Annotated in this window: 28 protein-coding genes; 12 read left to right on the top strand and 16 right to left on the bottom strand. The window is 53.7% G+C overall.

The annotated features are described in order from the left end of the window. Positions 1-4 precede the first annotated feature (4 nt). Genes AC2FNV_RS05475 through AC2FNV_RS05465 form a run of 3 tightly spaced genes read left to right on the top strand, consistent with a single transcriptional unit; the run spans position 5 to position 2934 of the window. Positions 5-1369 (top strand): pyruvate dehydrogenase complex E1 component subunit beta, encoded by a 1365-nt coding sequence (locus tag AC2FNV_RS05475; protein WP_170605223.1) that lies wholly within the window; start codon positions 5-7, stop codon positions 1367-1369. 4 nt (positions 1370-1373) lie between these two features. Next, positions 1374-1634, top strand: coding sequence for a hypothetical protein (locus tag AC2FNV_RS05470; protein WP_170605221.1), 261 nt, complete (start codon positions 1374-1376; stop codon positions 1632-1634). 1 nt (position 1635) lies between these two features. Continuing rightward, positions 1636-2934 (top strand): pyruvate dehydrogenase complex dihydrolipoamide acetyltransferase, encoded by a 1299-nt coding sequence (locus AC2FNV_RS05465; RefSeq protein WP_170605219.1) that lies wholly within the window; start codon positions 1636-1638, stop codon positions 2932-2934. 129 nt (positions 2935-3063) lie between these two features. On the opposite strand, the gene cysE is transcribed toward AC2FNV_RS05465, so the two are convergent. Continuing rightward, on the bottom strand, positions 3064-3885 hold the full coding sequence (cysE, locus tag AC2FNV_RS05460; protein ID WP_170605217.1) for a serine O-acetyltransferase: 822 nt from the start codon (positions 3883-3885) through the stop codon (positions 3064-3066). 86 nt (positions 3886-3971) lie between these two features. Here cysE and AC2FNV_RS05455 point away from each other — a divergent pair, with 86 nt between their 5' ends. Then, on the top strand, positions 3972-4310 hold the full coding sequence (locus tag AC2FNV_RS05455) for a TraR/DksA family transcriptional regulator (RefSeq protein ID WP_170472715.1): 339 nt from the start codon (positions 3972-3974) through the stop codon (positions 4308-4310). Here AC2FNV_RS05455 and AC2FNV_RS05450 read toward each other — a convergent pair. The 4 genes from AC2FNV_RS05450 to AC2FNV_RS05435 form a co-directional block, all read right to left on the bottom strand. Beyond that, a complete protein-coding gene (locus tag AC2FNV_RS05450) occupies positions 4291-4575 on the bottom strand; it encodes a DUF7742 family protein (protein ID WP_437436814.1) in 285 nt (94 codons plus the stop codon). The two genes, AC2FNV_RS05455 and AC2FNV_RS05450, sit on opposite strands and share 20 nt — an antisense overlap. Before the next feature lie 18 nt (positions 4576-4593). Further along, complete coding sequence (locus tag AC2FNV_RS05445) at positions 4594-6207, bottom strand: phage tail protein (protein WP_170605215.1); 1614 nt, start codon at positions 6205-6207, stop codon at positions 4594-4596. Beyond that, positions 6168-7283, bottom strand: a complete 1116-nt coding sequence (locus tag AC2FNV_RS05440) for a DNA-packaging protein (RefSeq protein ID WP_170610494.1) — start codon at positions 7281-7283, stop codon at positions 6168-6170. Before AC2FNV_RS05440 ends, AC2FNV_RS05445 begins: the two co-directional genes overlap by 40 nt. 620 nt (positions 7284-7903) lie before the next feature. Beyond that, positions 7904-8791 (bottom strand): DMT family transporter, encoded by an 888-nt coding sequence (locus tag AC2FNV_RS05435; protein ID WP_170610491.1) that lies wholly within the window; start codon positions 8789-8791, stop codon positions 7904-7906. A gap of 507 nt (positions 8792-9298) precedes the next feature. Between AC2FNV_RS05435 and AC2FNV_RS05430 the strand changes: the two genes are divergently transcribed. Beyond that, a complete protein-coding gene (locus tag AC2FNV_RS05430) occupies positions 9299-10561 on the top strand; it encodes a DEAD/DEAH box helicase (RefSeq protein WP_170605330.1) in 1263 nt (420 codons plus the stop codon). A 91-nt stretch (positions 10562-10652) separates the two neighbouring features. Here the strand turns inward: AC2FNV_RS05430 and mltG are convergent, their stop codons facing one another. From mltG to fabD, 7 genes are all read right to left on the bottom strand, one after another. Next, positions 10653-11813 carry an endolytic transglycosylase MltG gene (gene mltG, locus AC2FNV_RS05425; RefSeq protein ID WP_496772630.1) on the bottom strand — a complete coding sequence of 387 codons (1161 nt, stop codon included), beginning with the start codon at positions 11811-11813 and terminating at the stop codon, positions 10653-10655. Then, the gene (gene fabF, locus AC2FNV_RS05420) at positions 11814-13079 is read right to left on the bottom strand and encodes a beta-ketoacyl-ACP synthase II (RefSeq protein ID WP_170472736.1); all 1266 of its coding nucleotides are present in this window, start codon (positions 13077-13079) and stop codon (positions 11814-11816) included. 200 nt (positions 13080-13279) lie between these two features. Beyond that, entirely contained in the window at positions 13280-14023 is a 744-nt protein-coding gene (locus AC2FNV_RS05415) for a 1-(5-phosphoribosyl)-5-[(5-phosphoribosylamino)methylideneamino]imidazole-4-carboxamide isomerase (protein WP_170605207.1), read from the bottom strand. Positions 14024-14146: 123 nt separating this feature from the next. Continuing rightward, positions 14147-14686, bottom strand: coding sequence for a GNAT family N-acetyltransferase (locus tag AC2FNV_RS05410; protein WP_170472742.1), 540 nt, complete (start codon positions 14684-14686; stop codon positions 14147-14149). 137 nt (positions 14687-14823) lie between these two features. Then, positions 14824-15057, bottom strand: a complete 234-nt coding sequence (locus AC2FNV_RS05405) for an acyl carrier protein (protein WP_039529899.1) — start codon at positions 15055-15057, stop codon at positions 14824-14826. A gap of 211 nt (positions 15058-15268) precedes the next feature. Then, positions 15269-16006: a 3-oxoacyl-[acyl-carrier-protein] reductase gene (gene fabG, locus AC2FNV_RS05400; protein WP_496772625.1), complete on the bottom strand. Its 738-nt coding sequence runs from the start codon at positions 16004-16006 to the stop codon at positions 15269-15271. Positions 16007-16051: 45 nt separating this feature from the next. After that, positions 16052-16990 carry an ACP S-malonyltransferase gene (fabD, locus tag AC2FNV_RS05395; RefSeq protein ID WP_170605205.1) on the bottom strand — a complete coding sequence of 313 codons (939 nt, stop codon included), beginning with the start codon at positions 16988-16990 and terminating at the stop codon, positions 16052-16054. Between the two features lie 174 nt (positions 16991-17164). On the opposite strand from fabD, the gene AC2FNV_RS05390 reads away from it, so the two are divergent. Further along, a complete protein-coding gene (locus tag AC2FNV_RS05390) occupies positions 17165-18394 on the top strand; it encodes a cytochrome b/b6 domain-containing protein (RefSeq protein ID WP_170605204.1) in 1230 nt (409 codons plus the stop codon). Between the two features lie 60 nt (positions 18395-18454). Here AC2FNV_RS05390 and AC2FNV_RS05385 read toward each other — a convergent pair whose 3' ends face one another. Both AC2FNV_RS05385 and AC2FNV_RS05380 read right to left on the bottom strand, forming a co-directional pair. After that, positions 18455-19027 (bottom strand): YceI family protein, encoded by a 573-nt coding sequence (locus AC2FNV_RS05385; protein ID WP_170605202.1) that lies wholly within the window; start codon positions 19025-19027, stop codon positions 18455-18457. A gap of 127 nt (positions 19028-19154) precedes the next feature. Then, positions 19155-19673, bottom strand: coding sequence for a hypothetical protein (locus tag AC2FNV_RS05380; protein ID WP_170472754.1), 519 nt, complete (start codon positions 19671-19673; stop codon positions 19155-19157). Between the two features lie 268 nt (positions 19674-19941). On the opposite strand from AC2FNV_RS05380, the gene rpsF reads away from it, so the two are divergent. The 6 genes from rpsF (at position 19942) to AC2FNV_RS05350 (ending at position 23746) form a co-directional block, all read left to right on the top strand. Further along, on the top strand, positions 19942-20295 hold the full coding sequence (rpsF, locus tag AC2FNV_RS05375) for a 30S ribosomal protein S6 (RefSeq protein WP_170382745.1): 354 nt from the start codon (positions 19942-19944) through the stop codon (positions 20293-20295). 28 nt (positions 20296-20323) lie between these two features. Next, positions 20324-20551, top strand: coding sequence for a 30S ribosomal protein S18 (gene rpsR / locus AC2FNV_RS05370; protein WP_005608650.1), 228 nt, complete (start codon positions 20324-20326; stop codon positions 20549-20551). 12 nt (positions 20552-20563) lie between these two features. Next, entirely contained in the window at positions 20564-21184 is a 621-nt protein-coding gene (gene rplI / locus AC2FNV_RS05365; RefSeq protein ID WP_170605200.1) for a 50S ribosomal protein L9, read from the top strand. 153 nt (positions 21185-21337) lie between these two features. Further along, positions 21338-21826, top strand: coding sequence for a lytic transglycosylase domain-containing protein (locus tag AC2FNV_RS05360; protein ID WP_170605198.1), 489 nt, complete (start codon positions 21338-21340; stop codon positions 21824-21826). A gap of 265 nt (positions 21827-22091) precedes the next feature. Further along, positions 22092-22793 (top strand): autoinducer binding domain-containing protein, encoded by a 702-nt coding sequence (locus AC2FNV_RS05355; protein WP_170605196.1) that lies wholly within the window; start codon positions 22092-22094, stop codon positions 22791-22793. Between the two features lie 98 nt (positions 22794-22891). Beyond that, the gene (locus AC2FNV_RS05350) at positions 22892-23746 is read left to right on the top strand and encodes an acyl-homoserine-lactone synthase (RefSeq protein ID WP_170605194.1); all 855 of its coding nucleotides are present in this window, start codon (positions 22892-22894) and stop codon (positions 23744-23746) included. A gap of 95 nt (positions 23747-23841) precedes the next feature. On the opposite strand, the gene tig is transcribed toward AC2FNV_RS05350, so the two are convergent. Together tig and AC2FNV_RS05340 are read right to left on the bottom strand one after the other, a co-directional pair. After that, positions 23842-25173, bottom strand: coding sequence for a trigger factor (gene tig / locus AC2FNV_RS05345; RefSeq protein ID WP_170475298.1), 1332 nt, complete (start codon positions 25171-25173; stop codon positions 23842-23844). Positions 25174-25356: 183 nt separating this feature from the next. Beyond that, positions 25357-26481, bottom strand: a complete 1125-nt coding sequence (locus AC2FNV_RS05340) for a porin (protein WP_496772623.1) — start codon at positions 26479-26481, stop codon at positions 25357-25359. Between the last annotated feature and the right edge of the window lie 7 nt (positions 26482-26488).

Raw genomic sequence — 26488 nt, 5'->3', positions numbered from 1 at the left:
AGACATGGCAACCGAAATTCTCATGCCCGCCCTTTCGCCCACTATGGAAGAGGGCACTTTAGCCAAATGGTTAGTCAAGGAAGGCGACACCGTATCCTCGGGCGATATCATGGCCGAGATCGAAACCGACAAAGCGACGATGGAGTTCGAAGCCGTCGATGAAGGTATCGTCGGTAAAATCCTGATCGCCGAAGGTACTGAAGGGGTAAAGGTTAATACACCCATCGCGGTGTTGGTGGAAGAAGGCGAAGACGCCTCCGCGCTTCCCGCGGCAGCGCCCGCACCAGTGACCGAGGTCGCCCCGGCGGCAGTTGATGCCCCTGCTCCTTCCGCTGCCCCTGCCGCGCCCGTTGTGGACCTGTCGCCGGACTGGCCTGCCGACGCCGAGATGAAATCTGAAACCGTCCGCGAGGCGCTCCGCGACGCGATGGCCGAAGAAATGCGCGGCGACGAGGATGTCTATCTGATGGGCGAAGAGGTCGCCGAGTATCAGGGTGCGTATAAAATCTCACAAGGTCTGCTGGACGAATTCGGGCCTAAACGTGTGATTGATACGCCAATTACAGAACACGGTTTTACCGGCATCGCGGTTGGTTCAGCCTTTGGCGGGTTGAAACCGATTGTTGAGTTCATGACGTTCAACTTCGCCATGCAAGCAATTGACCAGATCATCAACTCAGCCGCCAAAACTCTGTATATGTCTGGCGGGCAAATGGGTTGTCCGATCGTGTTTCGCGGACCTAACGGTGCTGCGGCGCGTGTAGCGGCACAGCATTCGCAAGACTATGCCGCTTGGTACATGCAAGTTCCCGGATTGAAAGTTGTTATGCCGTATTCGGCAGCCGACGCGAAAGGTCTGCTGAAATCGGCAATCCGCGACCCTAACCCGGTAGTCTTTTTAGAAAACGAAATCCTGTATGGTCGATCTTTTGATGTGCCACAGGTGGATGACCTGACCATCCCACTGGGCAAGGCTCGTATCTGGCGCGAAGGCTCTGATGTGACCATCGTCAGCTTTGGTATCGGTATGCAATTCGCGTTGGAAGCCGCTGACAAATTGGCCGAGGAGGGAATAAACGCCGAAGTGATCGATCTTCGCACAATCCGCCCGATGGACACTGGCGCGATTATCAACTCGGTAATGAAAACCAACCGTCTGGTAACTGTGGAAGAAGGCTGGCCCCAAGGCTCTGTGGGTAGCTATATCTCATCAGTCGTAATGCAGGAGGCGTTCGATTACCTTGACGCGCCGGTCATCACTTGTACCGGAAAGGATGTTCCGATGCCGTATGCCGCCAACCTTGAAAAACTGGCGCTGGTTACGACCGATGAGGTGATCTCGGCTGTCAAACAGGTGACTTATCGGTAACAGAATGGATATCAGGGGCCGCGATCCAGCAACCGAATGCTACCGTGTCGATCTGGTAATTGACGATCGTACGATCACGGCCCTTGTGCCTGAGCGTTTGGCGGCTGATATGCGATTGATCGGTTCTCGGTCATCTCACCAAACAGCCTACGTCTGGATGGCTGAAAACAAAGAAAAAATCGAAGCGGCGATAGCGACACTCGCACGCGGCACCGGGCGCCCACGGGCGCCTTTTGACCAAATTACTTTGATTGAGGAGCGCTGAAATGCCCACCGAAATCCTGATGCCTGCTCTGTCTCCCACTATGGAGGAAGGCACGCTTGCGAAATGGCTCGTCAAAGAAGGCGACACTGTATCCTCCGGCGACTTGCTGGCTGAGATAGAAACCGACAAAGCCACGATGGAGTTCGAGGCGGTCGACGAAGGTGTCGTTGGCAAAATCCTAATCCCGGAAGGAACCGAAGGCGTTAAAGTAAACACCGCTATTGCGGTTCTGTTGGAAGATGGCGAAAGCGCTGATGATATCTCGACGTCGCCAGCCCCTGCCCCTGCGGCCGCGCCAAACACGGCGGCGGGCGACGAAGCCGCGCCCGCGACATCCGAGGCCCCTGCCCCTGCTCCAGCCGCCCCTGCAAAGGCTGATGGAGGCCGTATCTTCGCTTCGCCTTTGGCACGTAGAATTGCAGCGCAAAAAGGACTCGACCTAGCGCAAATTAACGGTTCCGGTCCGCATGGCAGGATCGTCAAGGCGGATGTCGAAGGCGCGACAGCAAGCGCACCAGCCATCGCTCCGGCCGCTACAACCGCCCCCCCCTCTGCTGCTGCCCCAGCGGGTCCTTCAGCTGACGCGGTTGCCAAGATGTACGAAGATCGCGAATTCGAAGAAATTAAACTGGACGGAATGCGCAAGACGATCGCCGCCCGACTTTCCGAAGCCAAACAGACCATTCCGCATTTCTATCTGCGTCGTGACATCAAGCTGGATGCACTGTTGAAGTTCCGAAGCCAGCTGAACAAACAGCTAGAAGGTCGCGGAGTGAAACTGAGCGTTAACGACTTTATCATCAAAGCCGTTGCCAACGCCCTGCAACAAGTACCCGAGTGCAATGCTGTTTGGGCCGGAGACAGGGTCTTACAATTGAAACCTTCGGATGTAGCTGTTGCCGTCGCTATCGAAGGCGGCTTGTTCACACCTGTACTGCAAGACGCCGATACCAAATCGCTCTCTGCTTTGTCGACCGAGATGAAAGACCTTGCTGGTCGCGCCCGGGAACGTAAGTTGGCTCCGCATGAATATCAGGGCGGTACGTTTGCCGTTTCCAATCTGGGCATGTTCGGTATCGACAACTTCGATGCAATCGTGAATCCACCCCACGCTGGTATTTTGGCGGTCGGAACTGGACTGAAAAAACCCGTTGTCGGAGATGACGGAGAACTGACAGTAGCCACGATCATGTCCGTCACAATGTCAGTTGATCACCGCGTTATCGACGGAGCGCTTGGCGCACAATTGCTGCAAGCCATTGTCGAAAATCTTGAAAACCCGATGGTGATGCTGGCTTGATGTAATTCACAAAAAGCCCCACCCGAACGGAAATCGGGCGGGGCCAAGATTTGTAATGATCGAAAAGCGGCGTTTAGTTTCCGATCAACTCAAGAGTTCAAAGACTGTTCTCGCATCGATGCGACAAGCTTAACTTGGACCCTGGTGATTCTTTCCCAGCATATGATCCATTGAAATCGAGGGCTGATCGCACCCTGCTTCACCGACAATCTTCGCGGGAATGCCCGCAACCGTCTTGCAGGCTGGAACCTCCTCCAACACCACAGATCCGGCTGCGATGCGGCTGCAATGGCCAACCGTGATGTTCCCAAGAACCTTTGCACCAGCCCCAATCAGTACTCCATCTCCGATCTTGGGATGACGATCTTCCTCTTCCTTACCTGTCCCGCCCAGCGTCACGGAGTGCAACATCGAAACATTATCACCTACAACGGCAGTTTCGCCGATCACGATTGAATGGGCGTGGTCGATCATAATCCCCTTGCCAATTTTCGCAGCCGGATGGATATCAATTCCAAATATCTCAGACGAACGCATCTGAACAAAATACGCCAAGTCATGCCGGCCTTTTCGCCACAGCCAATGACCTACGCGATAAGCCTGCATCGCCTGATATCCTTTGAAATAGAGCACTGGCTGCAGCAGACGGTGACAGGCCGGATCACGCTCGTATACCGCCATCAGATCCGCCCGCGCCGCTTCTAGCAAAGAGGCGTCGTCCGAATAGGCTTCTTCAACGATTTCACGCAAGACCATCATCGACATCTCGTTCGAGCACAACTTGGCGGCAATGCGATAGGACAAAGCCCTCTCGAGACTGCGGTGATGCAGGATACAGGCGTGAACCAGACCACCCATAAGTGGTTCCTTTTCCACGGCCGCCAGAGCCTCTGCCGTTATGCGATCCCAAACAGGATCGACGTTGGTGATTTGACTGCGCTTTTCGAACATGGCTTTTGATCCTTTTCTGCGCCTAGAATAGCCATCTAAGGTCAAAATCACCAAACGCAAACCCCTGATGTGTTATACAACAAAAAATGAACGAACATGATCACCGATATTTTGAACGACTTATCAAAGTTCGGTTGGCGTCTCTCGAGGCGGAGTCAGCGTCAGGCCACGACGCACAAGCGATTGTCGAACTTGATCAACAGGCCGTTGGACGCCTCAGCCGCATGGATGCGTTACAAAACCAGGCGATGGCAAAGGCCCAGCAGGCCCGCAGGGATGTAGAAACGCGCCGGCTTCAGACCGCGCTCAGCCGAATTGCCGAAGGCGAGTACGGCTATTGCGAAGATTGCGGAGACTTAATCGCTCGGGGGCGTCTGGAACTGGACCTTGCGGCAAGCAAGTGCGTCAGTTGTGCCTCTGACTGATATTAAACCGGATAAGATTACGTAGAACTATCTCGAAACACTCACAATATTGCAGGTCGTTGAAACTGGGCTCATCCGCCAATCGACGAATATACGCGACAGCCATCAGGGATCCGTTCCCGTATTTAGGATGTAAACGGCCCATATCCGAAGTGTATTCGTGCGCCAATTGCGCCTCGTTAAACATTTGTAAGCATATGGATTCCCGCTCGGAAGGCGGCGCGGCCAACAAGGCCCGCGCCGCTGCACTTACATCACCATGCAAAACAGTACGCAAGATGGACTAACTTGCAGTGCAAGATGCGAAAAGGCCTGGGCCAAAGATCGCTGAAACTTGAGCAACTTCGACAACGTAAGTCCCGCTTACACCATCTGCAGCCTTCGCTGTTTCCGAGTAAGACCAAATTGGAGTCGCGGTCGTCTCTTCGCGCAATAGTACCCCGTTTGAGCGAACTCGAACCAAATAAGCTTCGGTCTCTTCACCCAATGGAACATCCAAGCCGCCCCAGTCATCTCCATCCACCCGCGTGCGGCGCACCCACGAAAAGCTGTCAGCGTCGGTCTTTGACACGACTTTTAGATGAGCCGGCGCATATGGGCGCAAACCGTTGCCGTCAAATGCTTCGACCTGGTGAACAAAAGCTGGATCCTCATACCCACGCGATGCGGGACCGATCCGATAATGTTTTGAAACGCGTCGTTCATTGCGGAGCAAGTTGAGTTGGCTGATACGATCATCGAGCAAAACGAAAACAGAGCCCTCAGGCCAAACTTCAGGCATAGCTGAATCTGTTCCCAATTGGCCGCGCAACCGACCTGAAAGGTTAAATATTCCGCCTTCTTCCAATGTTGCGTCAGAGAACTGGATTACTTCCCAATTATCGGGAGTGCCGTCACCAATGGCAGCCAAGTTGGCACCGTTCAGCAAAGCTTCTCGCGGTCGTGATTCCAGAAAGCCGTCGATCAAGTTGACCCGAAGTGGCCTGCCTTCATCCCAAATTCCGGAGCTGGCCCGCCAAAGCGGTGACTCTGTGAAACCTATTACCGCCTGATCCGAAATAACTTGTCGCAGGGCATAATCTTCGTCCTGCGCAGCGACATAAATAGCTACATTGCCCGCCCACGGGTCTGCCGACAAAGCAAGATAGGGCGCATGTGCGGCCTCTGCCCCTGTAATGAGCGGTAGATCCATAAGTACCGGTAAAACGGGTGTCGGCGCGATAAAAGGTCTGGCGTTGACGCCATCGTCAGTGATCTCGGCGGGGGCATAAACGTCGGGTTCAATCCGAACCGCGTCGACCAGCTGCATTTCAGCCTGTTCAATCCGGTCAATACGAAAACTCGGGAAGTCCTGCTGATCCATGCCTTTCAAGCGAACAACGTCACCAGCGCCAAGATTCAGCTGAGACGGCGGCAAGGCGAAGCGCGCGGTTTCGCGCGACATCCGAGACTCGCTGAGCCACCGTTCGACAGTTTGACGTCCCTCGCCCCGGGTCATTGACAGAGCCATTTCGTTCACTGCAACTGCATGAGTACGATCATCCGGCAGCACCGCTTCTTCGGCAACGATATCGTGATCTGCGTCGGATTGAACAAAGCGTAGTCGGACCCGTCCGGCCATCTCTGCCTCGGCTTCACGCCGATACTCAACAGTGCCTTCGACATCAGAGTTGATCGCAAATCCGTCTGGGTTTACGTCAAAGGCCTTAAGACCACTACGCATCCGGAACACCAGCTTACCGTCGCGCTCAATAGCGTCGAACCCGTATCGCATCATCAGCGGCTGCAGAGCTTGGCGGCCATCCAGTACATCCTCAATCGCGTAACCACGCACAACCCCATGCAGCCCGGACACGTCTATGTCGCTGACACCAGCTCGACGGCAGATTTCGGACACAACAGCCCCGTCGCGTGAGCAACCCGCCCTTGCTCATACAACGCCGCTACGGGTTCTGACCTCGCGATCTTGCCGCGAGATGCCCGCACTGCTCGGAACGGGACCAGAGGATCTACTTGCCGAACGACCTCTTCAACCAAATCTCCGCCTTGATTGATCTCGGCCACCAACCGTTCAGCCCCGAATTCATCCATCGCGTCAATCGCCGCCTGCGCCCATCCCGCTGGGCCAAGCCCTTTCACTGTTCTGTCCGCCAGTACGAATGCTCGCCAATCTTCCGGCGATCCTTCCATCTGGGCACCTACCACTACGATTCCGCAAGCATCCGCATCTGAACCCGCCGTAACTGCTGGATCCAGAGCGACCACGATGCGGTCCAAATTGGGCACATAGTCAGTTCGCGTTGAGTCCAGCATCGACACTGTCCATAGCGCGCCTTCGGCATCTGACAGCAAAACGCCGTCCAATTCCTGGCGTCCTAACCGCGTACCCGCGTATCGTGACCTCACTTCCTCTAAAAACGATCCGGCCAGGTTAGCGCGGTTCGCCTCGGTCTTTGCATGCGTTTGTACCGTCGACGGTGACGCCAAAAGATCCTTCAAAACTTTAACATTCTTCGGTGTCGTCGTTACGCAGACGCGCGGTCGCTCGCCCAGCCGTAAGGCGAACTGTAACATATCCCAAGTTTCACCTGCCTTCTTCCATTTCGCCAGCTCATCCACCCAAGCCGCATCGAATTGTGGCCCTCGCAAACCTTCCGGGTCATACGCAGAAAACACCTGTGCTTCTGCTCCATTCGGCCAGATTAGTTTTCGCTCGGTAGCTTTCCACATTGGGCGGCGATCTGGCGGTGAACACCGCAAAATCCCGCTTTCGCCAAAGATCATCACATCGCGAACCTGATCGAAAGTTTCGCCGACCAGCGCAACCCGTCTGGCTTCGCCGCAATCCATCGGCTTTGCACCCTCGACCATCGAGCGCACCCATTCGGCACATGCTCGCGTCTTACCTGCACCGCGTCCGCCCATAATCACCCATGACCGCCAATCGCCTTCTGGTGGCAGCTGATGTGGCATTGCCCAAAACTCGAACAGAAAAGGGAGGGCGCACAGCCCCCCCTCCCCAATCTCACTTAGAAATCTGTCCTGCACCGCAGCAGGCGCGGAGGCGAGCCAGCCTGCACCCAATCTCAGATCGCGCCCGTTCAAGGTCGAGCGCGTAACCTCCTTGGGCAATTCCGGCTTGCCTGTGGTGTTGTTCGACAAAGCTTATCTCCACTTTCTGGCAACTTCGGATCAGCCCCTCTAGCTGACCGAGTTGTTTCGCTGAACCAGCAAAATCTGCATCCTCCCCGGCTCCAATCCGCCTGCGCAGTTCTTCCGCTGCTTGGCGCAGATTGCGAATGGACCTCTCGAGCGACTGCAAAAGATCTGCAGTCTGCGAAATCCGCTCTTCCGGGGTTATCAAAGTCATATTTGCCTGTGACCTCATGCGTGAGTGATCTCCGCACGAGAGAAACGAAAGCGGCCTCCAGGTCGCCCCAGGGCCGCTTCACACTTCTTCTAGCATGGCACAATTTAAAATTGTAAAGCGCGTGAAGTCAATATGTTACGCAACATGATCGCAACGCCCATCGAACCTATCAAGCGCAACATCATAGAAAAATTCATTTCAGCAGGCTCTGTTGAAACTAAATCTATCCTCGCGCAATCTCCAAAAACGCCGCGCTTACGATAAGTGCAGCGCCAAAGAACTCTCGCATGCCGAACGGTTCTCCGGACAGCAATGCAGCAGACATTAGTCCAACCACAACCTCGCTCATCAACAACAGGCCGACTCGCGCTGGAGTGAGCTTTGTAGAAGGCCAAATCGTAAGATAAATCATCGGAAGAGTATAAAGAACGGAAAGGGCAGCGAATGGCAAAACGTCCATTAAGACGCCGTTGCCGCCATTCAACCTCAAAGCCCCGGCCCCAAGGAATAAGCTAACAATTGACAGGATCAGTGCGCCGAATAGAAAAGCGAAAATTTGCCCCCCAACCGGCACCGACTTGGTTCGGTATAGTCCGAGCGTCCCAACGGCCCATGTCATGCCAGAAATCAGCGCTAACCAGTCGCCCACATTGCGCGGCCAAGGAATCGATTGTTCACCGCCTAGAACTACAAAAAGCCCGCAAACCCCGCACAATAGGCTAAGTAACCGGAGGGGACCCAATCTCTCGCCTAAGAACACAAATCCTAAGACAGTGCCCCAAATTGGCGTCAAATAGAAAAGCAGGATCGATCGGGCGACTTCTGTGTAGGCCAAGCTGATCGAATACAGACTGAATGCTGCCCCTGTGAATACACCACTGAAAACTAGGCCGCGCCATTCTTGAGCCAAAGCCTGTCGACTTCTCCACAAAATCGGGATCAAAACGACAAGCGCAGTTGTATACATCGCGATGCCCGGCCAGGCGCCATCCAGACCCATTTCCAAAAAAAATCGGACTGGAATCCAATAAAGACCCCACAGCATTCCTCCACACACCAGTGCTATGCTGGCTGTTCGAATGTCGCGATTTTGCGTGATTCCCTGGGTCATTACCGGTCCAATTTCTTAGGTCGTTACTTTGATGGATTGCACTCGTGCCCAATTACTTTTGGAATGCAACTCGGAACCAACAGCATTGAAAAAAAAGTTTTTAACAAATCGTTAACATCACAGGAAAATTGTTGCGACCAAGCGTAACCATTAAAGCCAATTCGCGTCAGTGTAACACTCGCGATACAATATTATTCCGAAAATGATACTGACCATAGACAAGAAGTCCATTCCACCGAGCTCGGTCTTGACATTCTCTTCCTCAACACGCATTGGCCTCGCAAAACAGCGCTAACGCGTGAGCAACAAAGGGCCAATTGAGCTGGTCCTGCAGCGCCCTATAACCTCCAGTTCCCCATCACGCAGGGTTCTTGAAGCGACGGCCACATGTGGCGGGGTATTTCCGTTCTTCCCGAGGTCGCGCACAACCCCTGCTGACCACGCATACTGCGTGCTCTGCAATAACTCGTCTGTGGGACAATCCCGCAGAAAATGAAGGAATATTACTTGTTCGATTTCGACATGCTCGGGCTTGCGCCAGAACTGAACCAAGCACTAAAACGCGCAAAACTCATCCAGCCCACACCGATCCAAAATCAGGCAATTCCATTGGCGTTGGATGGCCAAGATATCTTAGGATTGGCACAGACCGGTACCGGAAAAACGCTGGCATTTGGCCTGCCGTTGATTGACCACCTTCTAGCGCAACCCGGCAAGCCGGCGCCCAAGACGACCAAGTCGCTGGTCCTTGCCCCCACGCGCGAATTGGTCAATCAGATCGCCGACAGTTTACGCGCCTTGACGCATAAGACAAAAATTCGGGTCGCAACCGTGGTTGGCGGCCAGTCCATCAACAAACAAGTCATGTTTCTTGCGCGCGGCACAGACATTCTGGTGGCCACTCCGGGCCGACTAATTGACCTTATGGATCGTGGCGCAGTCGATCTTAGCTCGGTCAAACATCTGGTATTGGACGAAGCTGATCAGATGCTGGACATGGGCTTTATTCACGCTTTGCGCCGCATCGCGCCAGAACTTGGCACACCACGGCAAACGATGCTGTTTTCCGCGACAATGCCAAAACAAATGGAAGAACTGAGCCGGGCCTATCTCAGCAATCCCAAACGCGTGCAAGTTTCCCCTCCTGGTAAAGCCGCAGACAAGATCACGCAGTCCGTACACTTTGTGGCTCGTTCCGAAAAGCCTGCCAAATTGCGCGAAATTTTGTCCCAGGACGCTGGCGCTCTGACGCTAGTGTTTTCACGCACAAAACACGGCGCCGAAAAACTGATGAAAGGACTGGTGTCAGACGGGTTCAATGCTGCCTCAATTCACGGCAACAAAACTCAGGGTCAACGTGATCGTGCGATCAAGGCATTCCGACAAGGCGAAATCAACGTTTTGGTTGCAACCGATGTCGCCGCGCGTGGTATCGATATTCCCGGCGTAGCCTACGTAATCAACTACGACCTGCCCACGGTACCAGACAATTACGTCCATCGCATCGGCCGTACAGCACGCGCAGGGCGCGAAGGAGAGGCTATCTCATTCTGCACCACGGACGAAGTTGATCAACTTCGGCAAATTCAAAAGTTGATGAAAGCCGAAATACCAGTTGCAAGCGGCTCGATGCCGGAAGCAGTAGAAAAAACAAAACAGGCGCGACACCGAGGCAAAGGTCGCCGCGGTCCAAGCAGCAATCAGAACTTAGGCGGTGCTAAACCGGCGGCGCAAAAAAGACGCCGTCCAAGACGCAGAAAGGCTGCCTGACGTCACCGGACATTAAAAATATTGTTTCCTGTCGCTATGACAGCGACAGGAAACAATAAGATCCTTGCGCCGGCATTTGCCGAAACAAAGTTTAGTTGTTGGAGTTGTTTTGCTCCGCTTCTATCTCACGCCACTTCGCGACATTACGGTTGTGCTCCTGAAGCGTTTCAGCAAACGCGTGGCCGCCTGTTCCGTCAGCCACGAAGAACACAAAATCCGTATCGTCCGGCGCTACAGCCGCCTCAAGACTAGCGAGTCCTGGGTTGGCAATCGGAGTCGGTGGCAATCCATCGATCTGGTAAGTATTCCAAGGGGTTGGTCGATTCAGTTCGCTGCGGCGCAAACCACGGCCCAGAACGCCGCGACCCTTAGTTACGCCGTAAATAACCGTCGGATCCGTTTGCAACTTCATACCCTGATTCAATCGGTTCACAAAAACGCTGGCCACCTGACCGCGCTCCTCTGGCACACCAGTTTCCTTTTCGATGATAGAAGCAAGGATCAGCATTTCTTCTGGATTGCTCAAAGGCAAACCGTCCTGCCGTCTCTCCCAAGCGGCGTTGATCCTCAATTGCTGCTTGGCCTGCATATCGCTTAATACTTCATTTCGGTCTGTTCCTGACGTCACTTCATAGCTATCAGGCGCCAACATTCCTTCTGCCGGAATCTCCGCGACCTCACCACCAAGGAAATCGGCCGACTTCAACGCCTCAACGACTTGCCAACTGGTAACCCCTTCCGCCAACGAAATACGATACCGAGTATCCGCGTCGTTGCGTTTTTCTCCGTAAATATCCGGCGTTTCATCTACGTCTGTCTCGAACATTGCGATTTCAACAAAGTCCAACGTAGCCGGGTCCAGTTCACGGACTCGCGTCTGCGTTCTGGTCACACCTATACGGTATTCGATCTCTGTCCCGCATGTACTGGCACCGCTTTTTGTGATGTCCTCCACGATCTGTTCCATGGATGAGCCTTCCCGAACCAGAAAACTCCCGGCTTTCAACTGCTGCGACTTGTCAGAATAATCCGCTCCCATGCGAAAGATCGTTGCGTTGGTGATCGCGCCTTGATCTTCAAGTTCGCGGCTAACCCGTGTCATATTCGAACCGCTTTTCACCTGCAGGCAAATTGCCGTTTCCAACGGCCCATCCGCTCTGTATTGCGACTGGCCCCACAATATCACGCCACCAATTAGAAACATGCCAACCACCAGAATGGTCAGCATGTTTGACGCAAGACCTCGCCACATTTAGCTGACCTTTCCGAAGATCACACTTGCGTTGGTGCCGCCAAAACCGAACGAGTTAGATAAAGCCACGTTGATTTCTCGTTCCCGCTTGGCATTTGGCGCCAGATCGATGGGTGTTTCCACTGCAGGATTATCCAGATTTATCGTCGGAGGCGCCACCTGGTCTCGAATAGCAAGAATCGAGAAAATTGCCTCAATAGCGCCAGCAGCGCCCAGTAAGTGACCTGTCGCGGACTTGGTCGACGTCATAGTCGCATTGCTTGCGTGGTCCCCCAACAGCCGCTCTACAGCGCCCAGTTCAATTGTATCCGCCATGGTCGAAGTTCCATGAGCATTGATGTAATCAAGATCTTTTGGCTCTAGCCCAGCGCTACGCAATGCGGCTTTCATTGAGCGTTCTGCTCCGTCACCATCTTCGGAAGGGGCAGTAATGTGATAGGCGTCTCCAGACATGCCATAGCCAAGAACTTCGGCATAAATCTTTGCGCCTCGCGCTATTGCATGGTCGTACTCCTCCAGCACGACGATACCTGCACCTTCCCCCATAACAAACCCGTCGCGGTCGACGTCATATGGTCGGCTGGCTGCCTTGGGATTATCGGCGTACTTGGTAGAAAGGGCCTTGCACGCGTTGAAACCAGCGATACCGATTTCGCAAATACAGCCTTCGCCACCGCCAGCAATCATAACATCGGCATCGCCTGATCGGATAATACGGCTGGCGTCACCAATTGCGTGCGCGCCTGTTGAACATGCCGTCACAACCGAATGGTTCGGGCCCTTGAAACCGAAGCGGATTGAAACCTGCCCAGACGCCAGGTTGATCAGTGCTCCGGGAATAAAGAACGGCGATACTCGGCGTGGTCCTTTATCCCTGATCAAGTTGGCTGTTTCGGCAATCGATCCCAAGCCACCGATACCTGACCCGATCAGCACCCCAGTGCGCAAGCGGTCCTCTTCATCCTCGGGCGTCCAGTTGGCATCTTTACAAGCCATTTCAGCGGCAGCGATTGAATAAAGTATAAAATCCTCAATCTTGCGCTGCTCTTTCGGTGGCATCCAATCATCAGGGTTGAATGTTCCGTTCGTTCCGTCTCCACGTGGAACTTCACAAGCATAAGTCGTGGAAACCCCGCTTGCCTCGGCATCGAACAAGGTAATAGGTCCAGCGCCGGATTCTCCGTCCAAAAGCCGCGACCAGCTTTCCTCGACTCCGCTGGCCAAAGGAGTGACCAATCCTAGCCCGGTAACAACGACTCTGCGCATGAAGTGCCTCTTGCCTGCTTCCTGTTATGCGAAACGTCCATACCCCGCTCCGCCCCCCGGGGGCAAGAGGAACGGCAAATTCCGCGCCAAGATACATTGACCATTTGATAAACGATCCAAGTTATCGGATGAAATCGCCAAAATAAAACCCGCCCCTTTGTTTTCGTGAAAAGGGGCAGGCAAAAGGTTAACGAATTCACCTACTGGAACTGTGCGACGGGTTCGTGCGCAGCAGTTGCCACATTCAAAGCCTCCTCCAGATCGACCGCCTTACGGAACAATGCGCGCCCTACCAAAGCTCCGGCAATGTTGTGGATGTACGCCAACCTGGAAATGTCATCGACCTTGCGAACAACACCGCTGGCCACCACTGGCGTTCGGGAGTGCTGCGCCAGACCTGAAATCAAACCAAGCTGCGCCTCTACGTCTTCCATGTCACTATCGATGTCCGTGACCAATATGCTGGCGAAAGGCGTGTCTGCGAAGGCGTCAATGAATGCTTCGGGGGTAAACGCGCTCTGCGTGCGCCACCCTTCGGTCATAACGTATCCGCGCCAGACATCCACCGCCAAGACGATCTGATCAGGGTGAAGCTTAGCAAGTTCCTTGACGAGATTGGGGTCCCTGGCCGCCATTGTGCCGATTACGACCCGGCCTGCGCCCTTGTCGATCCAGTACTCGACATTCTCGCGGGTTCGCATTCCACCGGCCAGTTGAACGGGGATTTCCGCGCTGCGAATTATTTCTTCCACCAAACCTGAGTTAGTATCGCGACCTTCAACCGCATCAAAATCAGTCAGGTGCATCCATTCAGCGCCCGTGGCGGCCCATCTACGGGCCGTTTCAACCGGGTCTACATGCCAGATCATTGCTTCGTCCAGGCGCCCTTTGTCTAATGTAACACAACGCCCGTTCTGCAATTCCATCGTAGGGTAAATCCTCATGAGCTTGCTCCTCCGCCCATTCGCTCTGAAATCCTAGGATAGCATACATGTCGCTGAAACCGGTGTTTCACCCAGTTTCGGCAAACGAAGCGCATTTTGCGTCATCGTGGCTGAACGAGCGTTTCAAACTTTTGAAGGAGGACCATTTCTGCGAAACAGATAAACCGGAGTTTCCCGGTATTCTGCTTCGCGCAGCATCGAGTATCCCAGCCTTACCGCTAAGTTTTGCGATGCTGAATTGTCCGCATCGATCAAAGCAACAAGCGGGCCTGGAATAACTCGGTCAAACCAATCATGCGCTGCCTGTGCTGCTTCGAAACCGTAACCTTGACCCTGACCTTCGGGCGCCAAAACCCATCCGGATTCGGGATACTGGTCAAAATCTGACCCAAGTGATCGATTCCCGAAAAAGAACCCGGCCTGGCCTATTAACTTGCGATTCGATTGCAATACGACGGCCCACTGGCCGAATCCGGTCATTTGCCAATGCCCAGCATTTCGCAGAAAAGAGTCCCAAGCCTCACCTCTGCTGCGCGGAGAACCGCCAATGTGGCGTACCACGTTTGGGTCGCTCCATATTTCTGCGTACCGTTCAAAGTCCTCAGGTCGCAGTGCGCACAGCGTCAATCGCGCCGTGTTTATCATCGGGGTGGATCTTATCATGCCCTTGCCCGCTCGAATTATGCCTCGTCACCACAGTGCGAACACCTTTTACCTCTCGCAAGCTAGAATTGAACATAAACGCAAAAAAACGGCGCCTCCGTTGCCCGGAAGCGCCGTTTTCATCGGGATCAATGCGATCAGGATGCTTCTGTGATGAATTTGACGGCGTCGCCAAAAGTTTGGATGGTTTCGGCGGCGTCATCGGGAATCTCGATGCCGAACTCTTCTTCGAAGGCCATAACCAGCTCAACTGTGTCCAAGCTGTCTGCACCCAGATCGTCGATGAAGGAAGCGTTTTCAGCCACCTTGTCTTCTTCTACGCCCAGGTGCTCAACAACGATCTTTTTTACGCGATCTGCGACGTCGCTCATGTCTATTCCTCATTCCTTATCAGGGCGGTGTGCCCGGTTCTGCCCATGCCCGCTCGGGGTGGCTCTGATTTGCCCTTTCCGGGCGGTTTGGGTCCCGGATGCCCGGGAAAGTAAGAAAACCGGCCAACCTGACCGGTCTCTGTGCATATGCGCCGCCTATAGCACAGACTACGCACAAGGCAAACGCTTTCGCATCGGCCGCGAGTTGCAGTTATAACATGGCCATACCACCATTCACATGCAAGGTGCTTCCGGTGACATAGCCTGCCTCGGGGCTGGCAAGATACAGTACAGCGGCGGCGATTTCATTAGGGTCACCCATCCGGCCGGCAGGAACCTGCTGCAGTAAACCTGCCTTTTGATCTTCTGTCAGTTTCTCGGTCATAGCAGTTGTAATGAAGCCTGGGGCAACGGTATTTACCGTTATGCCGCGTGTAGCGACCTCATGCGCAAGGGCTTTGGAGAATCCAACCATACCAGCCTTGGACGCCGCATAATTGGTCTGACCCGGGTTTCCGATTGCACCGACAATGGAAGAGATATTCACTATACGACCCCATCGCGCCTTCATCATGCCTCGGATCACGCCTTTGCAAAGCTTCATTGTGGCAGTCATGTTAACGTCGATCACACTCTGCCAATCTTCGTCAGACATGCGCATAAACAAGTTGTCACGCGTTATACCCGCGTTATTGACAAGTATGTCAACTGACCCCATCGCCTCTATCGCCTGTTTTGGCAACGCATCTACAGCTTCCGGATCGCTTAGATTACAGGGCAAAATGTGAGCGCGCTCGCCCAATTCTTCGGCCAACGCCTTCAACGGTTCTACCCGCGTTCCGGACAAGCCGACCGTCGCGCCTGCGCCGTGCAAAGCTCGCGCGATGTCGCCGCCTATCCCACCCGAAGCTCCGGTGATCAGTGCATTCTTACCAGTCAAATCAAACATTCTTTGTTCCTCGTCCAGCACCCGGAATGGGTTAGATTTTGTTTTTTAAGTTTCGGCTTGCAGGACCTTTTGCACATCTTCCGGAGTTCCGACGGCCTTGCCAACGATAGTTCTGTCAATTTTGCGGATCATACCCGTCAAAGCCTTGCCAGCACCGATTTCCCATGTCTCGGTAACACCCTGCTTACCCATGTATTGAACGCTTTCACGCCACCGAACTGAACCAGTGACTTGTTCCACAAGCAACCGCCGGATCAGGTCAGGGTCGGTTATAGCTTCAGCGCGCACATTGGCCACAAGCGGAACTACGGGTCCCTGAATCTCAACTGCAGCTAACGCTTCGGCCATGGCGTCCGCAGCCGGTTGCATCAGCGCACAATGGAATGGGGCACTAACAGGAAGCATCACCGCGCGTTTGGCGCCCTTTTCCTTAGCGATTTCGGCTGCACGCTCCACAGCAGATTTCGATCCGGAAACAACAACCTGAGTCGGGTCATTGTCATTTGCGGCCTGACAAATCGCGCCTTGCGCCGCCTCTTCAGCAACGGCGCGAACTGCATCAAGATCTAGGCCAAGAATTGCCGCCATCGCACCTTCGCCGACAGGAACTGCACTTTGCATAGCCAGACCTCGCGTACGCAATAAACGAGCCGTATCTGCGACCGACAAAGCACCAGCTGCGGCAAGCGCTGAATACTCCCCCAGCGAATGCCCCGCAACGAAGGATGCCTTCGTAATCGAAACGCCCTCTGTCTCGAGGGCGCGCATCGCGGCAATCGAGGTCGCCATTAAGGCGGGCTGCGCGTTTTGTGTCAGTGTCAGTTCTTCTATTTCACCGGTCCAGATCAAATTGCTCAGCTTCTCGCCCAGCGCTTCGTCTACGTCGTCAAAAACCGCTTGAGCGGCAGGGTAGGCTTCGGCCAACGCCTTGCCCATTCCAATGGTTTGGGCGCCCTGCCCCGGAAAAACGAACGCGAGTGTCATTGCAACCTCATGTGTAACATCAAGTTTCGGCGGGGTGTAAACCGACAAGCCACGCGGCACAAGCATTGCCTGCGATCTGCATCAGGGCACCGTCATTGTGCATAACCTGCTGTTGTGTCTGTGCGTGGGGTCCCTAGGTTGGGCACAGCCTATCAGTTCCGGAGCGTTTGACCTATGGCCTCAAGCAACACTTTCGCCAGCTATGGCAGTGTCACAAAGACATTTCACTGGCTGACTGCTTTTCTAATTTTCACTGCCCTGCCATTAGGCTGGTTCGCGAACAACCTTGCCAAGGCCATCTATGACCCGTCCATCCCCTCTACCGAGGCGGACATCGCCCAGGCGGCAGGCATGTTTTCATTGCACAAGACGGTTGGGATCGCCGTTTTCTTTGTTGCGTTGGCCCGCATTCTTTGGGCAGCCACCCAGACGAAACCCGGTCTTTTGAACGCCGAAAACAAACCCGAGGCCTTTGCTGCCGAAACTGTGCACTGGCTTTTGTATGGGTCGCTGGTTCTGGTCCCGCTGTCGGGCTGGGTGCACCACGCAGCAGCCGAAGGTTTCGCACCCATATTATGGCCTTTTGGCCAGAACCTGCCCTTGATTCCAAAATCGGCTACGTTGGCTGAAGTCACTGCAGGGCTGCACTGGTTATTTATTCTGATCTTGGCGGGGTCTCTGTTGATGCATATCGCGGGGGCGCTAAAGCACCACATCATTGATCGGGATGGGACACTGCGCCGAATGCTTCCCGGACGATCAGATGTAGCAGAGCCTCCTGCACAGCATCATTCTGCAACTCCAGCGTTTGCGGCCTTGGCGGTCTGGACCGCGGTCTTGACAGGTGGTTGGTATGCCGGCGTATTCACACATCATTCAACAGCCGGAACTGAGACCACTGAACTGACCGAGGTGCAATCCGACTGGAATGTGCAGGAAGGCACATTGTCATTCACGATCACACAACTAGGCAGCCCAGTAACTGGCACCTTCGCGGACTGGACCGCTGCCATTACTTTTGATGACCCTCCCGAGCCAGGTCTTGCTGGATCCGTCGATGTTAATATCGCGATAGGCTCGCTTAGCCTGGGGACAGTTACAGATCAGGCCATGGGCTCTGACTTTTTTGACAGCGCTCAATTTCCAACTGCAAATTTCGACGCTGATATTTATAAAACGGACGTCGGTTATGAGGCACGTGGCCCCCTCACGATCCGCGGTGAAACTATCGACATTACTTTGCCGTTTGACTTGGCGGTGCAGGACGGCATCGCGACCGTTTCGGGTGTATTGGAAGTCAACCGCCTGGACTTTGGCATTGGGAAATCCATGCCCGCCGAAGACTCTCTGGCTTTCGGTGTCACAATCTCGGTCGAACTTACCGCCTCAAAGTCAGGGGGATAGCAAAAATAAAACCGCCGGGCTTAGAAATCCCGGCGGTTTCTAAGGGTAAGAGGTTTTGGTTCAGTCGGCTTTTTGTGCCTCGACGGAAATTTTGACCTCAACCTCATCACCAACGAATGGCGCAAACTGGCCAAGGTCGAACTCGCTGCGCACCAGAGTGGTGGTCGCATCAAATCCCGCCCAAGGTTTTTTGGCCATCGGATGTTCGCCAAACTGGTTCAACTTGGCATCCAAAACAACCGACTTGGTCACTCCGTTCATTGTAAGATCGCCAGTGATATTCGCAGTGTTCTCGCCTGTCACCTCAATGTTGGTGGAGTTGAACGTGATCAAGTCCTCCTCGGCAACACCAAAGAAGTCCTCGGTCATGAAATGGTCTTCGCGAGGTTGCCAACCTGTGATCATCGCGACTACGGGCATCGAAACGCTGACGCTCGACGCGGCCGGGTCTTCTTGGTTAAACATAATCTCGCCCTCAAACCCCGAGAACATGCCGGTTGTAGTTGAATAACCCAGGTGGTTATAGCTGAATACGACCTGGCTGTGGCTGGGGTCCAGAACGTACCTCTCTGCGCTGGCGAACGCCGCACCTGCCGAAACAGCCAGAGCAGCAGCAAAAACGATGGATTTCATAAACAATCTCCGCAAATGTTTGGATGCAGCCCGAAGGGGATGCCCGAAAATGAAAATGTGCTGCCCGAAGGCAGCACACAAGACCAAAGGATTCACAAACTCTGTTCTTTTTTGAACAGATCGAAGTTTAGCTGAAAATAGTGACGTTTTGGCTCAGCTGCCCTTTGAGAGCACGGCTGACGTCAGCCGATTCCAGCGGCAGTTTCATTAATAGGCTGCCGTCTACATCAAATAGTTCGACCTGATTATCCTCGAAACGCGCGCCACCCAACGAGTCATATTCGCGACGCAGAACCGTTTGGGGGCGGCCATTTTCGTTCTTTTGCAAAATCCGGACTTCGCGGCGGATCGGGTCAAAATAAGCGTCCGGGCGACTGTCCATGACTTCTATGGTAAGAAGGCTGACACCCACGATAAGGAACATAAGTGAGGCAGCCAACTTGATCGGCCAAACTTCTGCGCCCATGACTGATCCCGGCATCAGCCACATCGAAAACGCCGATAAGACCAAAAAGGCGCCAATTACCCTCGATAAAACCATTCGAGCCTTCCAGTTCGGCGCAAAGGTGATCAGTACTGGTACCGATTTTTCAAAGGCTGCTGCTGGCGCCGCCTGTTCGAAAGTATTTGTGTTCATCACGGCCATTGTCTCGCCCTGTCAGTTTTTCCATCCCCCGGGGTTCTCCCGGCTTCATGAACAACCTCGGGGTGAAAAGCGACATGAATTGGGCGCCACAAAGGAAATTGGGCGGCTTCTCAATGGCGCAAGCAGCAGGGCTTGCCCCGCGCGCGTAAACGTGTATACGGGGCCATCCTTCGCAAGATACATGAATCGCGCAGCCTCTCGTGGCAGGGTCGCGAAGGACAAAATGACCCCGCCTTTGAAATGCGCCTTGATAGAAACAGGAGTGCACATGCCACTTTATGAGCATGTAATGATCGCGCGTCAGGACCTGTCCAACGCGCAGGCAGAAAGCCTTGTCGAACACTTCGGCACCGTTTTGGCTGACAATGGCGGCAACGTCGTTGACAGCGAATACTGGGGCGTCAAGACGATGGCTTACAAGATCAACAAGAACCGCAAGGGCCACTATGCCTTCCTGAAAACCGACGCCCCTGCTGGTGCCGTTCAGGAAATGGAGCGCCTGATGCGCCTGCACGAAGACGTTATGCGCGTACTGACCATCAAGGTCGACGAGCATGCCGAAGGACCCTCGGTCCAGATGCAGAAGCGCGACGAGCGCGAAGGCCGCCGCGAGCGCCGCTGATCAACGCCTGACGAAAGGACAAAAAACCATGGCCGCAAAACCATTTTTCCGCCGCCGCAAGGTCTGCCCGTTCTCGGGTGAAAATGCGCCGAAAATCGACTACAAGGACACCCGCTTGCTACAGCGCTACATCTCTGAGCGTGGCAAGATCGTTCCTTCGCGCATTACTGCCGTTTCGGCGAAGAAGCAGCGCGAACTCGCACGCGCGATCAAGCGCGCACGCTTTCTCGCCCTGCTGCCATACGCCGTGAAGTAAGGAGAGACTGACATGCAAGTTATCCTTTTGGAACGCGTTGCGAAACTGGGGCAGATGGGCGACGTCGTCGACGTCAAACCGGGATTTGCCCGCAACTTTCTGTTGCCCCAAGGCAAAGCGCTGAGTGCGTCTGAGGCAAACATCGCCTCATTCGAAGCCAGAAAAGCGCAACTCGAAGCTAATAACCTAGAAACCAAGAAAGAAGCTGAAGCTCTGGCCGAAAAGCTGGATGGTCAGCAATTTGTGGTCATTCGTTCCGCTTCTGATGCTGGCGCTCTCTACGGATCCGTTACGCCCCGGGACGCGGCCGAAGCCGCAACCGAGGCAGGTTTCACTGTCGACAAGAAACAAGTTGCTTTGGTCGCGCCGATCAAAGAACTGGGCCTTCATTCGGTTGCCGTCAGATTGCATCCCGAAGTCGAAGTCGAGATCAAGATGAACGTTGCCCGTTCGGAGGAAGAAGCCGAACTGCAAGCCTCTGGAAAATCGATTCAAGAATTGGCTGCCGAAGAAGAGGCCGCCGCTGAGTTCGAAATTGCAGAACTGTTTGACGACATCGGCTCAGCCGCCTCAGAGGACGAAGAGCTTATTACTGAAGAAGCTCCGGCGGAGGAAGACGAAGCTAAAGCCTAAAGCTTTTGATTTTTAACACCCAAGGGTCGTGCGACTTGCGCGGCCCTTTTTCCGTACTGATGTCAGCCAGCAAAATTTGGCCGCATTTCCAGCGTAAGGTTGCAGTCCCTAATCCGATCAATATCATTCGCGCCTGAGTTTTGGAGCAATCATATGACAAATCTTCTGCGTCGTAATGTTCTTATCTTGTTGTCGGCCGCACCCCTGGCCGCCTGCGGTGGTCCGGATACGCCAACCCGCAACGCTGAATTTTATGAACCTCCACTTTACCCGAACGAGACGCCAGAACTCCGTGCTTCCATCAACAAATGGGCTGATCATTACGCGATGCCAAGAGAACTGCTCCACAAACTCGCGATACGTGAAAGCACCCACCGGCCTTGGGCAGTGAACCGCCCCTATTACGGGTTACTGCAAATTCTGCCGGCAACGGCGCGTTCCATGGGCTACACAGGCAACGCCCAAGGGCTGTTGGACGCTGACACAAACCTTGAATTTGCCGGAAAGTATCTGCGAGGCGCTTGGCTTTTGTCTGATGGGGATCAGCAACGCGCGATTTTCTTATACGCCAAGGGATACTACCCTGAGGCGAAAAAGAGAGGAATGCTTGTTGAAACAGGCCTCGTTCCCGAGGCAAATTAGTGCATTTCCAGCTCAGTTTCCATTTGGGCGCACAATATCCTAGCCTCTGAATTTCGCAAAAACGGCATGAAATCGCTCAAAATACTCGACTTCCACACGTAAAACCTGCGACATCCGCGTTTTCCGCCCAAAATGACACACAATTGCCCCATCTTCTTGTCATAATTTGGGAAGCGTGAAGTCTTGCATGACGCTAGGTAAGTTAGGGGGCCTTTCAACCCTAAGGAGGTGGCCGCTGACGCGCGGGACGATGGGTCATTGATACATGGAAATAGTCGATCTCAGCACTCTGCCGGATGAGGACGCTCAGTACGATGAGTTTCTCAAAAAGGTGTGCGAGAAATACGAAATGGATCATGCGGCGTATGCCGGTATCAATCCCGCAGCGGGTTCGATCCATGGCCACGTGACATACAGCGACGAATGGAAGGTTCACTATCAAGAGCACGGCCTGCACTTGATAGACCCGACTCTCCACAGGGCGCAGCGAAGTATCGCACCCGTAGATTGGAGTCGTTTGGAAAGAGGCAAGGACTTTCAACGCGTTTTTAGCGACGCACATGACTTTGGAATACCTGATCAGGGGGTTACAATTCCCGTTCGGGGTCCTTACGGCGACATCGGCCTACTGAGTGCCACGCGTAATTGCTCTCCGGAAGAATGGAAAAAACTGATTGGCAACGTGATAACGGATCTGCAATCCCTTGCAGTTCATATACACGACAACGTTATGTCGTCCGACACGGTAAGCCGGATGTTGTACCAGCCTTCTTTGTCCAATCGGGAACTGGAGATTCTTCAATGGTCAGCCGCTGGAAAATCCCAACAGGACATCGGCGATATCTTATCTATTTCTCATCGTACGGTTGAAGTTCACTTGCGTTCTGCACGGCGAAAGCTTAATGCGTTAACCACCCCGCAAGCGGTAGGTCGTGCCATTGGAATCGGCTTAATCTACCCAGGATAAGCCCCCGAAATGCGGCAAACTACGGGAAAACCCTAATAGATTCAGTGTGAGAAAGGGTGAACCATTGGTTACCGACACACCACTCTTAGGGGGAAACTATGATCTTGGTAGTTGACGGGTTAAACCGACATCAGTTCAGAGATGTACTAGATGACATGTTCAGGCTACGAGCCCGAGTGTTTGGAGGGCGCCTTGGTTGGGATGTCAAAATCGAAAACGGCCGAGAAATTGACGAATTTGATCATTTGGATCCGGCATATGTAATAGGGCTGGACGACGGAGGAAATGTCGTCGCGGCTGTTCGAGCTCTTCAAACAACTGGCCCACACATGCTGGCAGATGTTTTTTCTGCGATCATGGACGGTCAGGCACCCATTCGCAGCGCGACACTTTGGGAATCTACCCGCTTTTGCGTCGACACAAATCGATTAACCCGTAGCAAGGGTAAGAACTCGGTCTCATACGCAACGTGTGAATTGATGATCGGATCGCTTGAATATGCCCGCAGCGCGGGTATCAGCGACATCATTACGGTGATCGACCCGGTTATGGACCGCGTACTAAAACGTTCAAATTGCGCGCCCTACGATTACGTTGGCAGGACGGTTCCGATGGGCAAAGTTTCCGCCTTGGCGGCTTTGTTGGATTGCACCGAAGAAAGGATATCGGCAGTTCGCGAGTTTGCCGGTATTCACGGTGATGTTTTTATTGCGAAGCAAACCGCATTGGAGCTTTTAAATGCCAAAATCCCCGCGAAACATTTACCGGCAAATCAAGATCGTAAACCAATTACCGATCTTGAAAGATACTTTCTGGAACAATTAAACGCGTCGAACACTGATAGTGAGCGTCAGGATGTTTTTAGGCTCGTAACAGCTTTGGCGACAGGATTTTCAGCCGAGCGAAAAACTGTTTTGCTTCGAAACCCTCGTGCTTTTGTTCATGAAGCTTGACTCACTTGCTTTCTTTGAACAAAAGCCCCCTCTCGGAGCCGCCTTTGTTAAGGCGGCTCCGAATTGAGATTTGTCAGGAAACGTAACAAAAAGGACTATTCCTCTTCGAGCGCCTCGACAGCTTTTTGCAAGTCGTCTTTGCTGACTTCTTTATCTTCGACGTTTGCCAGCTCAAAGACATAGTCGACAACCTTGTCCTCAAACAGTGGCGCGCGTAGCTGTTGCTGCATCTGAGCGTTCTGTTGCACGAACTCAAAAAACTGACGTTCTTGACCCGGGTACTGACGCGCTTGGTTCATGATCGCTTGCGTCATTTCAGCGTCGGTTACCTCAACTTCCGCTTTCTGGCCCAGTTCAGCCAACAACAGCCCCAGACGCACACGGCGCTCGGCCAGTTTGGTGTGTTCGTCTGTTGGCTCGATTGGATCGTGATCGTGGCCTTCGACGTCGGGATTTTCCTCGTGCCAAAGCTGATGCGCGATTTGTTTGGCCTCTGCTTCGACTAATGACGGCGGCAAGTCGAACGCGACTTTGGTGTCCAGCGCATCCAGCAATGCACGCTTCATCACCGCACGCGATGCGCCAGCATATTCGGCCTCCAAACGCTCGGATATCTGAGTTTTCAGCGCAGCCAGGTCTTCGGCACCGAATTTCTTGGCTAACTCATCATTGACTTCGGCAGCAACCGGTTCTTTGACTTCTTTGATCGTGCAGGAAAAAACGGCATCCTTACCTGCCAAGTGCTCGGCTCCGTATTCGGCAGGGAAGGTGACATTTACCTCCTTCTCCTCTTCGGCTTTTACGCCGACCAGCTGCTCTTCGAAGCCAGGGATGAAACTGTTGGATCCCAGCACCAGCGGATAGTCTTCGGCTGATCCGCCTTCGAATTCTTCCCCATCAACCTTGCCAACAAAATCAAATACGATTTGATCGCCATCTTTGGCTTTCGAGCCTTTGCGTCGCGCTTTGAAATCCTGAGCAGTCTCGGCCAGATTGCTCAGCGCCTCTTCAACTGCCGCGTCATCTGCTTTGACCACCAACTTTTCCAGATCAACCGACTTCAGGTCCACATCAGGGATTTCCGGTAACGCTTCGTAGGACATTGCGACCTCGACATCGTCGCCTTCTTTCCAGTCCTCGTTGGTCATTTTGACCTCGGGCTGCAACGCGGGGCGCTCGCCACTGTCTTCGAAGTGTTTGTTCATCGCTCCGTCAATGGTTTCCTGCATTGCTTCGCCCAACAAGCGCTGACCAAACTGTTTTTTCAACAGCGCCATCGGCACCTTGCCTTTGCGGAAACCCTTCATCTCGATTTCCGGCTGCGCTTCAGTCAGTTTTTCGTTGACCTTATCGTCCAGCTCGGCTGCGGATACTACGATATTGTAGCCGCGTTTCAGACCATCGTTCAGCGTCTCGGTAACCTGCATTATGGTATTCCCCATAGGATTCGGGGCGCGCAAAACGGCGCGCCAGGCAAATTTGACGCCTTCTATTTGCCATGCAGCCTGCGTGCAAGGGGCAAAGCCCAAATCAACCCATTTTTGCCCACGTAAAAGCCTATAAAAAGGTGCCTATTCACCTTCAATGCGGGGCATCGCAAGCAAACCGGACTAAAAACGCCAACGCGCGCCCAAAACCCATGCTTCGTTTTTGTCAAAATCAACCGTGTCGTCAAAGTCATGGTTACGGTATTTCAGGTAGGCATCAGTGTTGATGCTGTCGATGCGTTGCACCACTGCGATACCCCACGACTTGGTGCTGGAACCGTCATTCTCGAAATCCGATCCATCGAAATAGTCGATACCAACGCCGGTTTTACCCCACGAAACCCAGTCGCCTTCGTAAGCTAGCTTAGCGTACCAATAGTCCGGGTCGCTGGCTCCGTCGGCTGTATCATCGCGTGATCCCAAGGCAGCTGTAAAACTGAAGCCGCTTGGAAACAGAACCGATGCCGACCCGATCGTATCCTTTCGCTCGCCCGAACCATCGTCAAAGTCCCGCACGGCATAAGCCAAGGACGCAGCAAACTCGACACCGCCGGAAAACGTGTTTTTGTACCTAACTGCGATGTCGTAATAGTCATCATCGTCGCTGCTGGACAGGATGTTCTGGCCATAGGCAATAGCGGCCGAAAAGCCATTAAAATCGGGAGTGTCATAACGAATTCGGCCTCGGCGCCCGCCGTCGAAGTTACTTGCCGAGTCGCCCACCGTAATGTCACTTAGCACTCCAGCCGGTTCACGATAGAAGAAAGCACCGTTTTCATCGTTCGTGAAAGAATACAAAGCCGTGCCGACATAAGACAGGTCAACCTCAGCCGCTCCGTCAGAGGCCATGCTACCTTGACCGGCCGAAAACTTTCCGTATCCGCCCTTCAAAGCGAAATCTATGTGCCGAATATCTTCGCGTGTCCATCCGTTGGTGTTCGTACCGTCCTGATTGGCCGTCGCAGTACTTGGCAAACCCAGACCGGCTTCGAAGCGGAAAGTAAACTCGTTGCTGCCGTAGGGCTGAAATAAGAACAGCCCGACGCGGCTGTTCGACAAGTCATTGTCCAGCAAACGTGTTTCGGTTTCCTCGCCATCTTCGACCGAAACAATTGCTGGGTTGAATTGTCCATATAACTCAACATAGCCGCCACTATTGTTGTCGTACTTCAATTCAGCGGCGGCGGGGATCGCCGTACTAACGACTAGAAGCGCGGCAACCGAGGGTTTTCTCAATGTCACTGTCATTTTAACC

The sequence above is a fragment of the Ruegeria sp. BHSA163 genome, assembly GCF_059613365.1.
This window is presented reverse-complemented; position numbering and strand designations above follow the sequence as displayed.